The organism is Cyanobacterium sp. IPPAS B-1200 (genome assembly GCF_001747005.2).
Lineage (GTDB): Bacteria > Cyanobacteriota > Cyanobacteriia > Cyanobacteriales > Cyanobacteriaceae > Cyanobacterium.
Map to the genome: position 1 here is coordinate 1,545,190 of NZ_CP182899.1, position 16,786 is coordinate 1,561,975.

General features: G+C 37.0%; 13 protein-coding genes. 4 read left to right on the top strand and 9 right to left on the bottom strand.

What is annotated here, in order from left to right; all coding sequences use genetic code 11:
- The first annotated feature begins 22 nt into the window (after window positions 1–22).
- On the top strand, window positions 23–724 hold the full coding sequence (locus A5482_RS07130; RefSeq protein WP_069789712.1) for a sugar transferase: 702 nt from the start codon (window positions 23–25) through the stop codon (window positions 722–724).
- Window positions 725–778: 54 nt separating this feature from the next.
- Here A5482_RS07130 and A5482_RS07135 read toward each other — a convergent pair whose 3' ends face one another.
- The 9 genes from A5482_RS07135 to A5482_RS07175 form a co-directional block, all read right to left on the bottom strand.
- Complete coding sequence (locus tag A5482_RS07135; RefSeq protein ID WP_446684838.1) at window positions 779–1,861, bottom strand: serine/threonine protein kinase; 1,083 nt, start codon at window positions 1,859–1,861, stop codon at window positions 779–781.
- A gap of 2 nt (window positions 1,862–1,863) precedes the next feature.
- Window positions 1,864–2,274: a serine/threonine protein kinase gene (locus A5482_RS07140; protein WP_069789710.1), complete on the bottom strand. Its 411-nt coding sequence runs from the start codon at window positions 2,272–2,274 to the stop codon at window positions 1,864–1,866.
- 43 nt (window positions 2,275–2,317) lie between these two features.
- Window positions 2,318–3,955 carry a protein kinase domain-containing protein gene (locus tag A5482_RS07145; protein WP_069789709.1) on the bottom strand — a complete coding sequence of 546 codons (1,638 nt, stop codon included), beginning with the start codon at window positions 3,953–3,955 and terminating at the stop codon, window positions 2,318–2,320.
- Window positions 3,956–4,174: 219 nt separating this feature from the next.
- Window positions 4,175–5,044: a M15 family metallopeptidase gene (locus A5482_RS07150; protein ID WP_201150034.1), complete on the bottom strand. Its 870-nt coding sequence runs from the start codon at window positions 5,042–5,044 to the stop codon at window positions 4,175–4,177.
- Window positions 5,045–5,060: 16 nt separating this feature from the next.
- Window positions 5,061–6,509: a protein kinase domain-containing protein gene (locus A5482_RS07155; RefSeq protein WP_446684831.1), complete on the bottom strand. Its 1,449-nt coding sequence runs from the start codon at window positions 6,507–6,509 to the stop codon at window positions 5,061–5,063.
- 123 nt (window positions 6,510–6,632) lie between these two features.
- Window positions 6,633–7,814: a DNA polymerase III subunit beta gene (dnaN, locus tag A5482_RS07160; protein ID WP_069789707.1), complete on the bottom strand. Its 1,182-nt coding sequence runs from the start codon at window positions 7,812–7,814 to the stop codon at window positions 6,633–6,635.
- Window positions 7,815–7,914: 100 nt separating this feature from the next.
- Complete coding sequence (locus A5482_RS07165; RefSeq protein WP_201150033.1) at window positions 7,915–10,443, bottom strand: exonuclease domain-containing protein; 2,529 nt, start codon at window positions 10,441–10,443, stop codon at window positions 7,915–7,917.
- 190 nt (window positions 10,444–10,633) lie between these two features.
- Window positions 10,634–10,903, bottom strand: a complete 270-nt coding sequence (gene pedR / locus A5482_RS07170) for a photosynthetic electron transport-dependent transcriptional regulator PedR (protein WP_069789706.1) — start codon at window positions 10,901–10,903, stop codon at window positions 10,634–10,636.
- A gap of 124 nt (window positions 10,904–11,027) precedes the next feature.
- Window positions 11,028–11,291, bottom strand: a complete 264-nt coding sequence (locus tag A5482_RS07175) for a zinc ribbon domain-containing protein (protein ID WP_369816711.1) — start codon at window positions 11,289–11,291, stop codon at window positions 11,028–11,030.
- Window positions 11,292–11,632: 341 nt separating this feature from the next.
- On the opposite strand from A5482_RS07175, the gene A5482_RS07180 reads away from it, so the two are divergent.
- The 3 genes from A5482_RS07180 to A5482_RS07190 all read left to right on the top strand — a co-directional run bounded on the left by A5482_RS07180 (window position 11,633) and on the right by A5482_RS07190 (window position 16,459).
- Window positions 11,633–12,715, top strand: a complete 1,083-nt coding sequence (locus A5482_RS07180; RefSeq protein WP_069789705.1) for a glycosyltransferase family 4 protein — start codon at window positions 11,633–11,635, stop codon at window positions 12,713–12,715.
- Between the two features lie 110 nt (window positions 12,716–12,825).
- Entirely contained in the window at window positions 12,826–14,868 is a 2,043-nt protein-coding gene (locus A5482_RS07185; RefSeq protein WP_069789704.1) for an amylo-alpha-1,6-glucosidase, read from the top strand.
- 283 nt (window positions 14,869–15,151) lie between these two features.
- Window positions 15,152–16,459: an NF041680 family putative transposase gene (locus A5482_RS07190; protein WP_446684748.1), complete on the top strand. Its 1,308-nt coding sequence runs from the start codon at window positions 15,152–15,154 to the stop codon at window positions 16,457–16,459.
- Window positions 16,460–16,786 lie beyond the last annotated feature (327 nt).

Sequence of the window (16,786 nt, forward strand, 5' to 3'; positions counted from 1 at the left end):
AGGTGTGACTAGAGGAGTAACAATGACCATCAATACCCAATTTGTGTCTCGCAAACGTTCGTCTCGCGTAGCAAATCCCAGTGCGATCGCAAGGCAAAACATTTCGGACAGCTATCGTTATAAAAGAACATTTGATATTATTTTTTCCGCTACGGTGTTAATCGTTTGTTTTCCCCTGTACTTTACCATCGCCCTACTGATTTTAATTAGCTCTCCCGGACCTATTTTTTATTATCAAGAAAGGGTAGGAAAAAACTTTAAAACTTTTAAATGTATAAAATTTAGAACAATGGTCAAAAATGCTGACCGAATTTTAGATCAGATTTTAGCAGAATGTCCCGAAAAAAGAGCGGAATTTGAACATAATTTTAAACTTAAAAAAGACCCTCGTATCACTTGGATTGGTAGATTTTTAAGGGCTAGTAGTTTGGATGAATTTCCCCAATTTTGGAATGTCTTAAAGGGTGACATGAGTATCGTAGGGCCTCGCCCCCTTGTGCCTGATGAGCTTTATATGTATGGCAACAAAATTGATAAGGTGTTGACCATCAAACCAGGTATCACTGGATTATGGCAGGTATCAGGCAGAAATGATATTCCCTACCACCGTAGAGTATTAATGGATGTTTATTATGTCATTAATAATAGTTTTTTCTTTGATGTTTGGATTATTCTTAAAACTATTGTCGTCATGTTTTTTACCAAAAGTAATGGTGCGTATTAGATGAATAATAAAAGTAAACCCAAACAATATATATAATAAGCAACTCTGTTACTTTTAATTTTGAGGTATCAGAATCGGATTAAAACCAACATTAATCAAAGTTTGTTCTGCTTGTATTGCATTCTGACGAATACGAAATACTCCTACTTGCCAGACCATCTGTCCTTGATAGTTGGAACGAAAAGCATCAGGATAAAGTTGTTTAATTATAATTTCGTCAGCAGGATTATTTGTCATAACTATAACTCGGATCAGTTGATTATTAATATTATCAATAGGGGGGTTATTATTAATAGGGGGATCGGGAGAATCAAACTCTATATTTTCCCCTTGACTGTTTTGTTCTTCAATTAGTTTTTGTTCTTCTTCTGCTTTTTCTTGCTCAATGCCGTCTAATTTAGCTTGATTTTGTCTCATTTGTTCCATAGCAAAAAAGCCCCCAGAAACACCAAGAGCCACAAGAATAGCGGTTAACAAAATTACGATAATATTGTTATTGTTTCCTTGATTGGCGGGTTGATAATAACCTTGACTAATATTTTGTCCTGAAGGAGATACTACCACAGTGGGATTGTAACTAGAAGAATTCATCCCCCCTGTATTATTGGCGGGGGCAACTAAAACAGTATCTTGGGTATTGGTTTGACTTTGGCTTTGATGGAGGGCTAAATACATATCTTGGGCGGTGCTGTATCTTTGCCCTACTTCCATTTTGATGGCTTTTTGTAATACAGTTTTAAGGTGCGCTGGAATGTTTGGTAATGAGCTATCCCAATCTAGTTCCCCTGTGGCGGGGTTATTTGTAAATTCCATGGGATATTTTCCTGTGAGTCCATAAATCATAGTTAACCCAAGGGCATACAAATCACTACTAAATAGGGTTCTTCCTGCACTTTGCTCGGGTGCCATAAAGCCCCTTGTACCAATCACCACAGAGCTTACCGTTGAGCCGTTACTCCTTGTCATGGCGCCCATGGTTTCTTTGACTGCCTCAAAGTCGATTAATACTGGTAAACCGTCCCTTTTACGGATGATGATATTTTCGGGTTTAATGTCACGGTGGATAATAGAGTTGTTGCGAAATAGGTTTTTTGAAAGATTCAGTCCTAATTTAACAAGGGTTTCAGATACGCAGATATTTAATTCGCAACAAGTCTAATATTTTGACTATGGATATATTTGAGGGTATTGAGCAGGGATGAGAGAATGGCTTCACACCGAGCAAAGTTAATGATACCTATATCTGCAAGGCTTTCTCCTTCGATATGTTCTTGAATTAGGTAAAACTGACCATCTTCTATAAAAGAGGCGTAGAGGGTGGGGATTTGGGTGCAATGTTGCCCTAGCTGTTCTAATACTTGGGCTTCTTTTTGAAATAATTTTTGTAAAAAATCGAGGTTATCAGTTTGATCATGTAGCGGTTTCAATTTTTTGATAACAACAAATTTCTTCGAGGGCATCTGGGTATCTTTGGCGAGAAATGTTTCTCCAAATCCTCCTTTGCCGAGGGTGTCAATCACTTCATAACGGTTAATTAAAAGACTATTCATTATGCCTTTATTTAGTTGATTCAATCATTTTACGGTAGTTTACTTACTCATTAATCCATATTTCCATTTGATTACTGGGAGTTTGAAAACCTCTTGCTGATAAATCAATCATTTCGAGATTTTTATTAATACCTCTACTTCTATAAAATGATTCTATTTCATTTTTTACAGCCCTTGCTAAAGGTAGAGCGGAAGAGTTTGAGTAACGTATGTCATTTTCTCTTATGCCGTTTATTTGATCTATATCATCTGCAATGTTTACTCCCCTCGAAAATAGATAATCTTGTAAAGAACGAGCGCTAGACTCATTTGACTGATAATGAATATAAACGGTAGCTTCAGAAATATCTACAGTGTTGACATCAGGATTATTTATTGAGGTAGGTTGATTATTTACTGGGATAACTCTGTTTCTGGCTTCTTGTTCAGCCCTTCTCTTATCCTCTTCTGCCCTTAGCCTAGCATCGTTAGCTTCGGAGGCTAATCTTTCTGAATCCAATCGTCTCACTTCCTCATCCTCTCTTCTTTTCTGTTCCTCAATTAGTTTTTGTTCTGTTTCCGCTTTTTCTTGCTCAATGCGGTCTAATTTAGCTTGATTTTCTCTCATTTGTTCCATGGCAAAAAAGCCACCAGAAACACCAAGAGCCACAAGAATAGCGGTTAACAAAATAACGATAATATTGTTGTTATTACTATTTCCTTGATTAGAGGGTTGATAATAACCTTGACTATAGTTTGCACCACTAACAGGCTGCGGAGGGTTACCTTGACTATAGTTTTGTCCTGAAGGAAAAACCGCTATGGTGGGATCATTACTGATAGTATGTAATTCGATGGGATGCTTATTTGGATTTTCTAAAATAGAACTAGGTTGGCTTTGATGGAGGGCTAAATACATATCTTGGGCGGTGCTGTATCTTTGCCCCACTTCCATTTTGATGGCTTTTTGTAAGGTGGTTTTAAGGGGCGCTGGAATGTTGGGTAATGAGCTATCCCAATCTAGTTCTCCCGTAAGGGGATTGTTGGCAAATTCAATGGGATATTTGCCTGTGAGTCCATAAATCATGGTTAACCCTAGGGCATACAAATCACTACTAAATAGGGTTCTTCCTGCGCTTTGTTCGGGTGCCATAAAGCCCCTTGTACCCACCACCACAGAGCTTACCGTTGAGCCGTTACTCCTTGTCATGGCGCCCATGGTTTCTTTTACTGCTCCAAAGTCGATTAATACTGGTAAACCGTCGCTTTTGCGAATGATGATGTTTTCGGGTTTAATGTCACGGTGGATAATATTTTGACTATGGATATATTTGAGGGTATTGAGCAGGGATGAGAGAATGGCTTCACACCGAGCAAAGTTAATGATGCCTATGTCCGCAAGGCTTTCTCCTTCGATATGTTCTTGAATTAGGTAAAATTCCCCGTCTTCGATGAGGTAGGCGTAGAGGGTGGGGATTTGGGTGCAATTTTGCCCTAGTTGTTCTAATACTTGGGCTTCTTTGGCGAATAGGTTTTGAACCAATTCGAGGTTGGTATTTTGACTATCGAGGGGTTTTAGTTTTTTGATAACTACTAATTTGGCTGAGGGCATCTGGGTATCTTTGGCGATAAATGTTTCTCCAAAACCTCCTTTGCCAAGGGTGTTGATTATCTCGTAGCGACCGTTAATTATTTCTGCCATAACATTTGCTCGATTGAGGGTATATTTTAAATTTTGGGGTATAAAGGCGATCGCACAGTGCTATTTCATAATCAGCCGTAGGCTGCCACTTCGTGAGCGCCCTTAACCTTTTTTATGTTTAAATTAGGGTAAAAAAAATATTTTCACACTACTATAAGGATACCCTTTTTTTGCTTTTAAAATAACACTATTAAAAGATTATTAGTATTAATAAAAAAACTAATTTTGGGCAAGTTGACGAGCCAGATTAAAAATTTCATTAGCACGGGGTGAAGCCACAAAACGCCAGTGCCAAGGCTCATAACTAACCCCCTGACGATTATTACGAGGAAAAGACATCTCAAAACCATAACGATGAGCATTTCTAAATAACCATTGTCCAGCATTGCTAGACTCAAACTCTGGTTTAAAATCAAAATTTGGTTGTTTACCATCCCCTATATCCACGGCATATCCTGTGTGATGTTCACTATAAGCAGGGGGCGCGCTCAGTTTTGCGGCGGCTTCCGCTGAACCTCTTTTACTCACCTGATTATAAAAAAGGGTCGTTTGATAAGCCACTGAGCGAAAGCCTGAAATCAATACTAAATCTACCCCTTCAGCCTTAGCCCCCTCCTTCATGGCATTAAATGCGATCGCCCCTTCTTGATCCAAATATTCTGTACGGTGATAATATTTACCCATATTTACCAATCGCTCTGGGGGAGTTTCCGCATAGGGAAAATGCCCAAAACTTGCCACCGATAACAAAGAATTAGTCATATTTTCAGAGGGTGATTGAGGAGTTGACGATGGTAAAGGGGGCGGTAAATCTGGAGTAATACTAAAATCCTGCGATTCAGACTCGGGCGAATTATCCCCATCATCAGAAGGAGGAGGAGAAATGATATTTTCCATAGGTTGAGTTTCATCAGTGGGCATTTCTTCCATAACAATTTCTACTTCAGCATCACCATTCGTCACCACCTCATCATCTACCGAATCACTAGATAAATGAATCCAGCCAAAAAGTAACACGACTACCAAAGAAGCGATGAAAAAATTAATAAATTGAACATTAGAAAATAAAGAGCGAAAAAATTTCATCATAAAAATCAACCCCAAATTAATTAACCAACTGTGCCGCCATCCATCCCGTCACCCCCGAAGCAGGATGATATACCTGATACCACAAATAACCTCCCGAATCATAACCACTATCTAAAATATCGATGCCCTCTCCTGTCACTCCACTACCCACCACTCCATAAGCCGTACCCGGTCCCGAACGAATATTTTTAACTCCCATAGAGCCTCCAATTCGGGCATTTGTAGCAACATTTACCGAAGGGGGAGGGGAGTTGTTTACAGGAGGATTTGGTGCAGGAGTTTGCACCTCGTTAACCTCCACTGGGGTTTCCGTTTCTTCTATGAATTCTTGGGAAATTTCGACTTCCCTTTCTCCTTGGGTAGCGGTAAATTCACCTTGGGAATCTCTCATGGTTTGGGCAATAAAAAATCCCCCAGAAACCCCTATGGCGACAAGGATAGCCGTTAACAAAATTATGATAATGTTATTGTTATTACCTTGATTGGGCGGTTGATAATAACCTTGGCTATAATTGACACCACTGACAGGATGGGGATAATTTTCTTTGGTAAATTTTTGCCCTGAAGGGGATACTACCACAGTGGGATTATAACTAGAAGTATTCATTTCCCTTGGATTATTGGGGGCGACTAAAACGGTATCTTGGGTGATGGTTTGGGGTTGGCTTTGATGGAGGGCTAAATACATCTCTTGGGCTGTATGGTATCTTTGCCCCGCTTCTATTTTGATGGCTTTTTGTAAGGTGGTTTTAAGGGGCGCTGGAATGTTGGGCAATGAGTTATCCCAATCTAATTCTCCCGTGAGGGGATTATTGGCAAATTCGAGGGGATATTTCCCTGTGAGGGCATAAATCATGGTTAACCCAAGGGCATACAAATCACTACTAAATATAATTCTCCCTGCGCTTTGCTCTGGAGCTACAAAACCTGTGGTAGCATTTATTTTAGGGCTTTCTGCGGAAAGGTTATCAACCGCCCCCATGGTTTCTTTTATTGCCCCAAAGTCGGTTAATACGGGTAAACCATCTTTTTGACGAATAATTATATTTTCTGGCTTAATGTCACGGTGAATAATATTCTGACTATGGATATATTTGAGGGTATTCAGGAGGGATGAGAGGATGACTTCACACCGTGCAAAATTGATAATACCTATGTCTGCAAGGGTTTTTCCTTCGATATATTCTTGAATGAGATAAAACTGCTCATCTTCTGTAAAATAGTCGTAAAGGGTAGGGATTTGAGTAGAGTTTTGCCCTATTTGTTCTAATATTTGAGCTTGTTTAGCAAATAAATTTTGGACTAATTCGAGGTTATTGTTTTGACTATCAAGGGGTTTTAGTTTTTTGATAACCACCAATTTTTCGGAGGGCATTTGAGTATCTTTGGCGAGAAATGTTTCCCTTATGTCTCCTTTGGCGAGGTTATCTACTATTTCATATCTACCATTAATTATTTTGCCCATCAGGATTTTCCCCACGGATTTGACGTGATAAATCTTATTTTATGATAGCTATTTTTGGGATCATAAAAACATTTTGATAGGAAATAAATTAGGGTGGGCAATGCCCACCATCGACAAAAAAAACTATAGTTTAACAGGCATAATTAAATATTTCATTTGTAAACCACTAAGGGGAGTAACAATTACTGGTTGAATTGCCCCGTTAAAATGGAAGGTAATCTCGTTAGAAGATAATGCTTTTAAACCATCCATTAAATAACGAATATTAAAACCAATCTCGAAATCATCCCCTGTAATTTCGGCGACAATACTTTCTTTTGCGTTTCCTAATTCGTTGGCTTCTACGGATAAAAATAGTTGGTCATTTTTGCCATCAAGGGTGAATTTAACCATGTTATTTTTTTGGTCTAATAATACCGATACCCTCTCTAAACTCTCAATAATTCTTTTTCTTTCTACTACCATGGTGCGATCGAAAGAAGTGGGAATTAACTGGTTATAATTAGGATAAGCGCCATCTAGTTTGCGACTGGTTAAATTTTGCGCCCCCAACTCAAAAACCACCTGCCCATCATCCACATAGAGGGCAACGTTATCTTCTTCCTTTGCCATGGTTAAAATTCTCTCCAATTCCCGTAAAGCCCGGGCTGGAATTGTCATGGTAAAATTTTGCTCTTCGCTGATGGAAATATCCTCATCGGTGGTTTCTTCTCCATCCTCCGATACTTCTTTATCATCGGTAGTTTTTACCACTGCCAAACGGTGTCCATCGGTGGCGGCAAATTCGAGGGTGTCGAGGTTACGGGTAAGGTGTATTCCTGTTAAAATTTGTTTGGCTTCGTCACCACTAGCGGCAAATAGAGAGCCTTTTAAGCCTTCACTCAATGCTGTTACGGGCAACATTAAGGCTTCTTCCTTTTCTACGGCTGGTAATTCTGGAAATTCGTCCGCTGATACTCCCCTAAGTTGAAATTTACCATACATAGAGGCGATCGCAACTAAGGGGTTATCATCAATATCATCATAATCAAAACTAACGGTAATTTCCCCTTCGGGTAAACGACTGACTATATCATTAAATAATTTAGCAGGGATGGTAATACTACCTTCTTCCTCAACCTCCGCCGCAAAACTGGTACGCATTCCCAAACTTAAATCAAACCCAGTGAGGGTAACAGTATTTTTTTCACTATCCGCCACCAATAACACATTAGCTAAGATAGGATGGGTAGGACGCCCTGGTACGGCACGACTTACTAAGGATAAGTTATTTTTTAGCTCACTTTGAGAACAGATAATCTTCACGGTTTTTTATGTTGAATATAAATAAATATACTGAATTAGTAACTAACGCTGGAGATGGTTAGTTTTGCACAGACTCAATATTTTAACTCAGAATCTGATTTTAATTTTTAATGATTTTTTTGAGTAATAAGGTTATCAAAGAATCTTCGTCCAAGATTTCAGGTAATAAAGAAAAAGATTTTGCTAAATCTAATTCTAAATCTTTCTCTTGAATCTGAATAATTAATTGATAAACCAACTCGAAGTTAATACGGCTAGTTTCATCGAGAATAATAAATTGACCGTTTTTTGTATTATTTAATTTTTCTATTTCTAACTTACCAACTTTACCTTTTATCTGAGGCTCTCTTTCATCTCTATATAATAAAAATGTGGCTTTATTATTGGCAACAACTAATTGATTCATGTTACGAATTCTAGTGGTAAAACTTGTGCCACTTAAGTTAAGAAAGCCTATAACTATTTCTTCTTTATTAGTGTTAATACCAATGTGCTCAGGTATTTTTTTATTTCCCAATCTTAATTGATTCAGTTCTATATCGTTTGAGTAATTATTAATAGTTTCTATAATAGTAAGTAATTTACCAATATCATCAGAATCAGTAATAATTTGCGGTTGACCATATTCTGTTGTAATATCTTTTTTAAGTTTATCAAGAGATTGTCTTAATTTATCCACAAAAAACTCATCATCTTTTGTACTATTATTCTCTTCCTTTACTGCTAATTCTGGGAACATATCAGATAAAGAAATACCATCCTTATTATCATCCTTTTCTGTTAAAAAGCCATTAGTTAATTTAGCTATTTGTTCTAAAATGTTTTCAAGTTGTTCTACCCTTTTTTCTAGGGTGTTGGAAGTATGAGTAACAAGAATTTTACTTGGGGAAAGGTAAGGAAGGGGAACATTTTCAGCCTTATAACGGTAATAATCTGATGCTCGATTAATAATACTTCTGATGGACGATTGAGATAAAATATCTGTTAATTCTGCTTCCGTGCAAAAGTCTGTAACTGATAAACCAACGGCTTGGGTTTTTAGATTTAAAATTTCTTTTATTTGTTGATCCTTCGGACGAGATAAAGTAATACAATTTTGGGATAATCTATCCACCACAGAGTTATCGAAATAGTCTTTAAACTGTTGCCAACGGTCAGGAAAAAGGTTTAAGATAATAAGGCTATTAGGTACATGGGTTAATATCTCTTTAATAGCTAAACCAAAGTTTTCCAATATATGTTGATTTTGTTTTAATCCTAGTCCTTCTAGTTGATCAAATACAATAATTAATGGTTCATCTAGGGTTGATAATTTACCGAAAACGGCGATCGCATCCAAGGCAAATTCTTCTCTACTAATGTCATCATTCCAGTTTTTTAAACCTATTTTATTCGCTTCCTCGTCACTTAATTCTTTCCCAGATAACCAACGTCTAATTATATCTTTAAAGTCAGAGCGACTATAACGACAAAATTTGATCATCCCTTTTAAAATTTCTAACCCATAACCGCCAATAGAAAAATTTTCTGACCACCAATTAATAATATTACGTTCAATAAAATTCCAATTATCTTGATATTTTTTACTGTCTTCCTTACCTAGCACTTCATATATATTTAAACTATCATCACGAAAATTATCAATAACTTTTTTTCCTTGAGGACTATTATAAACTTTATCAATTTTTGATAAAATACTTACAAAACTATGGGCAATCAAAAGCTCTAATTGAGTTCTATTTGTCCCCTCTACAGACTCATTAAAAGACTCTAAAATACGATTGTAAATATGATAAAAAATATAGTCTGGATTATTAGGTTGTCTGATAAATAAAACACGATTTCTCACCAACAATTCCTTAGCAATTCTCATAATTAAATGAGTTTTACCTGTTCCTGCCTCCCCAATAACGACAGCACCTTTACTCTGATTATTATTATCTACTTTAACAGCCTTTAAAATCGACTTTAAACTTTCATATTCTGCCTGATAAACCTGCTCAAAATCTAGGTGTGTTTGAAAAGGATTATCAACTCTACTGCTAGTAAAAGGATTAGGATAATGACTTAATTCAGAATTGGAAATCATTGTTTTGGTCATAGTTTCTATACTAAGTAAATGTAAATATAATTGATGGGTAAATTTTGCATCATATACCGCACTATGGGCTAAATTATCGTTAAAAAAGCGATTTTTAACCTTCCGTCTCAGTTGTTTACTAAGATACCCAAGAGAATAGTTAGGATAGTGGGGATAATGCCTTTTTGCAAGTTGAAAAGTACAAATAAATTTACAAATAGGAAACTTTTTTGTAGTGGCTTGAAAACTATTTTTTAATATCTTCTTATCATGGATAGCAGAATGACAGATGATATTTTTTTCCTGTAATAAATCACCTAAATCATCAATAATTTGTATTAAAGATTTACATTTAATTTTTTGTGATTCATTATTATAATGTCCTTCTACAAAGGCTTCATAGACTAATTTTCCTTGACTATCGATAATCGCAATTTCCCTAAGAATATCTTGCCCTTCTGTATCAACAACTATATAATCATGGTCATTTTTAAGCGGGTTAAAATACAATGAAGACTGAATTTTATCAGAATTATTAGTAGAGTTCAAAGGACAAATAAAAACAATTAGATTTATTACTTATGATAATATTTTACTATACTATATAAATATTTTTAAAACTTTTATGTCAAGTATTCGTATGAGTAACTATCATCTTAAATGTTTGTTTCAATTAAACCTATTTAAAAAATAAAATATTTTAAAAAGAAATTAATGATCAAAATAGAGGATTAATTGTTTATTCTGAAGGTAGATGCTCAGGTAACGTACAACAATTAACTTCATCAAGACAAATTTTGCCCCACTGCAAAGCCCAACGAACTAACTCGACTCTATTATCAGTCTTCGTTTTAGTTAAGATATTACTAATATGGTTATCTACTGTTCTTTTGCTGATTTCCAATTTTTCCGCAATATCATTATTGGTTAAGCCAGTAGCTACCAGCTCCAAAATTTCTAATTCTCTCTGGGATAAACTATTATTGTCGGGGTTTTTACCACTCGCCATGTTCTTTTGCTTTACCTAATTGATACATAAATATTTACCTATGGTTATTGTAACGAAAACTTATACATATAAAAATTTGACACTCCCTCCGACAAATCAAAGATTATGTCGGGGGATTCTAGCTTCACAGATTCGTGGCCAGACGAGTAAACTCGCCCCCGGTGCGACCATCTCCACTCGCTTTTTCTTGGACGGGCTGCCCGACCGCCACTAAATCTAAACCACGATTCCTGATTACTAAAGCAGAAGCATGATCTCGCCCAGTGGTGTAGCCACACTCAGGACATTCATGTACTCGTTCCTTTAAGTCCTTCTTCCCTGTTCTAGCCCCACATTCAGGACACTCCTGACTTGTATAACGGTGATCTACTTTGGAGAAGTAAGTAATAGATAATTAAGCCAACCTTCCGCACTTAATATTGTGACCAATTATATTTTTTCTTGAAGTAACAATAAGGAAAGTATTTTTAACGAACAAAAACTCAAAACTTTAATCTTAGTCAAGTAAGTTAATATTTAACATAAAATTTAATAAAAGCACACAAAAATTCGTAGAAATATCCGAATATTAAGTACGGGAACCACCACAGACAACAAGGATAGTTTATTAACTAGGATTGAGAGACGAATACTTACGTATGAACGATCGCTTTACTTAAGTATCTTTAATGAATTCATAATTACAATATTTTTAATATTTTAATCTCAAAATAATAAAGGAGGTTACATATGCGTATCGCTCAAGTTGCGCCATTGTGGGAAACAGTTCCTCCCACAGGCTACGGCGGAATTGAATTAGTGGTAGCTTTGTTGACTGATGAACTGGTAAAACGAGGTCATGAAGTTACCTTGTTCGCTTCGGGAGATTCTGGCACCCTAGCCAAACTGAACTCTGTTTATCCCCGTGCTATCCGTACTGATAGTACAGTGAAAGATTACAATGTTTATCTCAATTTGGAGTTACAAGAAGTATATAAACGTGCTGATGAGTTTGACATAATTCATTCCCATGTGGATTATGCAGCATTGCCCTATGCTAATTTTACGAAAACACCTACTGTTCACACTTTACATGGCCCTTTATCCGCAGAAAATAGATTTTTGTTTGGTCAATGTAAACGTCAAAATTATGTGAGTATTTCCTATTCTCAACGGGAACCATTACCCAATTTAAACTATGTAGGAAATGTGTATAATGGCATCGATATTAATGATTATGAATTTCATAGTCACCCAGATAAAGAACCATATTTAGCTTTTTTGGGGCGGGTATCTCCAGAAAAAGGTGCGCACCGCGCCATTGAAGTAGCACAGCGTACGGGTTATAAATTAAAAATGGCCTGTAAGGTAGATGAAGTTGATCGAGAATTTTTTGAAAGGGAAATTCTAGTTCATGTGGATGGTAAACAAATTCAGTTGATGGGAGAAATTAGTTCTAAAGAAAAAAGTGAATTGACAGGAGGCGCGATCGCCACTTTATTCCCCATTAATTGGCGCGAACCTTTTGGGTTAGTGATGACAGAGTCCATGGCAACAGGTACTCCCGTAATTGCGATCGCCATGGGGGCTGCCCCCGAAGTTATCGCCCATGGAAAAACAGGTTTTCTATGCCAAAACCTAGATGAGATGATTAGTGCCATAGATAAAATAGGTAATATAAATCGCCTGGCCTGTCGAGATCATGTTGTGCAAAAATTTAGTGCAAGACACATGACTGAAGGTTACGAGGAGGTTTACACGAAACTAATAGAACAACGCTTTGCTTCTACCAATGGTCGTCCCAAAGGAGTTATTTTACCCAAAGTTAGTTAACCTGAGAATGGTGGGCAATACCCACCTTATTTCCCGTTGGTATTATAAAAAACAAAATTGAATCAAGTTTAATTCTCAATTCTCAACTATTAATTGTCTATTAAATAACTATGGCTCAAAAAACATATCAATTATATGGTAAAAACTTTTTACCCGCTTTAGATAATGAATTATCAGAGCTACCCTATGCCGTAGATTTTCAAAGTCAACCCACTCTCGTTATTAAAGACAATGACTTATTTCTGATTACAGATACATTGGGAAACACAGTTGCCTATGCTGATACTCAAAAGTACACCGTGACAGGGTTATTTTGTCGAGATACCCGTTTTTTGAGTCGTTCAGAGTTACAGATAGAAGGGGTTTCCCCTGTGTTGTTGGGTAGTTGTGCCGAAACAGGTTACTCTATCATTGTTGATAGTACGAATCCTACCATTAAGGGAGTTTTAAAACCGGGGGCAGTGGGTATCAAAAGGAAAATTGCCTTGCGCGGTGCTTTGTGGGAAGAAATCGAGCTGCGCAACTATAGTACGTCACCTTTGGAGTTTGAGGTAAGTTTAAGTTTTCAGGCTGATTTTAAAGATTTATTTAAAATTAGAAATTATGATCGTCGCAGTCACAGAGGACGACATTTAAAACAGTTATCGATAGAAGATAATTATTTGAGTTTTGCTTATCAAGGTTTAGATAATTCTTTGGCAGAGTCTTTAATTAATTTTTGTCATCATCCGCCCGATTATATTAAGGGTAATACAGTCGTCTGGCACGTAAAGATTGACAGTCAAGAGGTTTTTCAGTTCGGTTACTATTTACAGACGAAAATGAATGATCAACCTAGCTCCTATGTTGCATTACCTGAAAGTTATCAAGGGGCAATCAAGGAGGCAAAAAGGGAGGAGGAGGAATGGTATCAGGGAATTACTAAAATTCGTACTGATTCCACGGTGATAAATAATATTATTGAACAGGCTCAGGAGGATATTTATTTATTACTACAATCTTTTGGATTTGGTAAGGTTTTAGTGGCGGGGATTCCTTGGTTTTCAACTTTGTTTGGACGAGATTCTTTGATTGCGGCAAGACAAACTTTGATGTTTGATTCTCGCATTGCTAGGGATACTCTTCTGACGTTGGCACATTTTCAAGGTTCGGAGAATAACGATTGGCGAGATGAATCCCCCGGGAAAATTCTCCATGAGTTAAGGTTGGGGGAGTTGGCAAGGTGTGATGAGATTCCCCATACCCCCTACTATGGTTCGGTGGATGCTACTCCCCTATGGTTGATTTTGTTGGCAGATTATTTTCATCGCACTGGAGATCGAGATATTCTTGATAAGTTATGGTCAAATGCGATCGCCGCTATGAACTGGATTGATGACCAATCAAAAAAAACAGGCTATTTAACCTATTTATGTCGCTCTTCGAGGGGTATTCAGAATCAGGGTTGGAAGGATTCTGGTGATTGTATTGTTAACAGTCGGGGGGAATTGGTAGAAGGTGCGATCGCCCTTTGCGAGGTACAGGGTTATGTGTATGGTGCAAAAATCAGGATGAGCGAAATGGCCTCAATCATAGGAGACTTATCCCTTGCTCAAAAATGGAAAACTGAAGCGGAGGAGTTAAAAGAAAGGTTCAACCGTGATTTTTGGCTAGAGTCAGAAAATTATTGTGCTTTGGGCTTAGATGAAACGGGCAATCCCATCGATAGTATTACTTCTAATCCTGGTCACTGTTTACTATGGGATATTTTTACCCATGAAAAAGCTAGGGCTGTGGGCGATCGCCTCTGTAAGCCCGATTTGTTCAGCGGTTGGGGCATTCGTACCCTTAGCAGTCTATCCCCTGCCTATAACCCCATGGGCTATCATCTAGGCTCTGTGTGGCCCCATGATAGTGCCATCATTGCCCAAGGATTACATCACATCGGTATGGTAGATCAAGCCCTAATAGTGACAGAAGGATTAATTGCCATGACTAGCTTACAACCGAACAATCGCCCCTCAGAGCTATTCTGTGGTTTTTCTCGCCAAGAAAACCATACCCCCGTAAAATATCCAGTGGCTTGTTTACCCCAAGCATGGGCAACGGGAGTAATTTTTCAATTACTAGAAATAATAGATAATGGACAATTAAATATTTCTGTCCCTTACTGAGCCTAAATTCAAGAGAGTTAATCAACTAACTCAGGTTACTTAACCCTCTTTTTTCACTTTCCATTTTTACTTACTATTAATTGATTACATCTGTAGTTTAGACTAAATGGAAAGTGGAGCAAGGAAGGACAAGACATAAAAGAAAAATAGAGAGAAAATATAAATAATACCAAATCCTAAACTAAAAGTAAACTAATAAATACTATCAACCCCAGTGATTTCGAGTAAATAGACATACTATCTAAACAGGATTTGGTATAAGCAAAAATAAAATCTTCTCTCTATGAACAAATATAGCAGACTGGAAAATTTCCGTCATGACACCTATGAAATGTTAGTCAAAGGTAAAGATGCCACTTTTCAATTGATGGATAGTGTTATGACCACGGAAAATGCTCGTAGTTTGGCAGATTTTTCTTTATCACCTTTTTTCCATCGGCAATGGTGTAGTACCTATGAAGCCATAAAAGATTGTCGTCCGAACAGCAACAAATTGATGAAACGATATATTCAAGAAATAGACACCTTAGAATATACATTACTAGGTATAGATCATACTCAGTGGAAGTTTGAAGATAGTCCCACCATGAAAGATAGAGGTTATCAATATTCTTCGTCATCCATCAATTCATCGGTCATAGGACAAGGATATAGCACCATCGCTTGGTTACCACCATTGAATGAGAAAGGAAGTTGGGCATTACCTTTAAGACATGAAAGAATCACATCCTTTGAAAATCCTCTGGGTAAAGCAACATGGCAACTAAGGCAAGTGTGTAGAAAATTGCCAGAAAATAAACCGAAATTGGTGGTGTTGGATTGTGAGTATGGCAATGGCAAATTTATTAAGCAAACCGCAGATATTGAAATCAGTAAGTTGATTAGAGTACGTTCTAATCTATGTCTTTATGGTAATCCTCCAGCCTATAGCGGTAGAGGCAGACCGAAAAAACATGGGGCAAAGTTGAAATTAAATCAATGTGACCATTTTCCCCATGCCCATGAAATATTAGAAATGGAAGACTCATCCCTAGGAACAATACGGATGAGTAAATGGAAAGAACTTCATTTCTACAATGCCCCTTCACAAAAGCTAACCCTGTTTAAAATTGAACGATTGAAGCAGAAAAAAACTGGTGCTTTACATCGCCCACTGTGGTTAATCTGGGTGGGAGAGCAATTTTTATCTTCTTCCAATATTTGGATTCAATACAGCCGACGATTTGGTGTGGACCACTGGTATCGTTTCGCCAAGCAAAGATTACATTGGACGTTACCCCATTTTCGCACCCCTGAGAGTTGTCAAAGGTGGAGCAATTTAATTGTCAATATTACTTGGCAGTTATGGTTATCCAAGGATTTAGTCAAAGAATATCATCTGCCATGGCAAAAACCTCAACAGAATTTAACCCCCGGAAGAGTGGCTCTGTCTATGACTTCATTATTGATGGACATTGGAAGTCCTACCCTTTCTCCTAAAAGTCGGGGAAAATCCCATGGCTGGCCTAAAGGTCGAAAAAGAAACAAAGCTAAAGTTTATCCTACGGTTAAAAAGCGTTTATCTAAGACTAAAAAAAGACCAAAAAAATAACTTTTAAGCCATTATTAAATTCATTTATAGCGTTTTTGAGCTAATCTTTGTTAGCTTACTTATTCTCTTACAATTTTTTCTTAGTCTAAACTACAGTTACATAACTCTTGAGAATTCAAAACTTACATATACTACAATTTATTTTTCTCAATCTTTAGTTAAGTAAGTAGGCATAATTAAATGGATTTAGGCAAGGGGTTTAAACCCCTTGTTTATAAGAGTCTTAATAAAATAACAGCTATAATTAATTTCGCAAACCTACTATTTTATATAAATAAATAATACCAAATCCTGTTTAGATAGTATGTCTATTTACTCGAAATCACT

What these genes read in the sequence shown, in the direction of transcription:
- A5482_RS07130 (WP_069789712.1), top strand. Translation starts at nt 23, where the DNA reads ATGACCATCAATACCCAATTTGTGTCTCGCAAACGTTCGTCTCGCGTA.
- A5482_RS07140 (WP_069789710.1), bottom strand. Translation starts at nt 2,274, where the DNA reads ATGAATAGTCTTTTAATTAACCGTTATGAAGTGATTGACACCCTCGGC.
- A5482_RS07145 (WP_069789709.1), bottom strand. Translation starts at nt 3,955, where the DNA reads ATGGCAGAAATAATTAACGGTCGCTACGAGATAATCAACACCCTTGGC.
- A5482_RS07150 (WP_201150034.1), bottom strand. Translation starts at nt 5,044, where the DNA reads ATGATGAAATTTTTTCGCTCTTTATTTTCTAATGTTCAATTTATTAAT.
- A5482_RS07155 (WP_446684831.1), bottom strand. Translation starts at nt 6,509, where the DNA reads ATGGGCAAAATAATTAATGGTAGATATGAAATAGTAGATAACCTCGCC.
- pedR (WP_069789706.1), bottom strand. Translation starts at nt 10,903, where the DNA reads ATGGCGAGTGGTAAAAACCCCGACAATAATAGTTTATCCCAGAGAGAA.
- A5482_RS07180 (WP_069789705.1), top strand. Translation starts at nt 11,633, where the DNA reads ATGCGTATCGCTCAAGTTGCGCCATTGTGGGAAACAGTTCCTCCCACA.
- A5482_RS07185 (WP_069789704.1), top strand. Translation starts at nt 12,826, where the DNA reads ATGGCTCAAAAAACATATCAATTATATGGTAAAAACTTTTTACCCGCT.
- A5482_RS07190 (WP_446684748.1), top strand. Translation starts at nt 15,152, where the DNA reads ATGAACAAATATAGCAGACTGGAAAATTTCCGTCATGACACCTATGAA.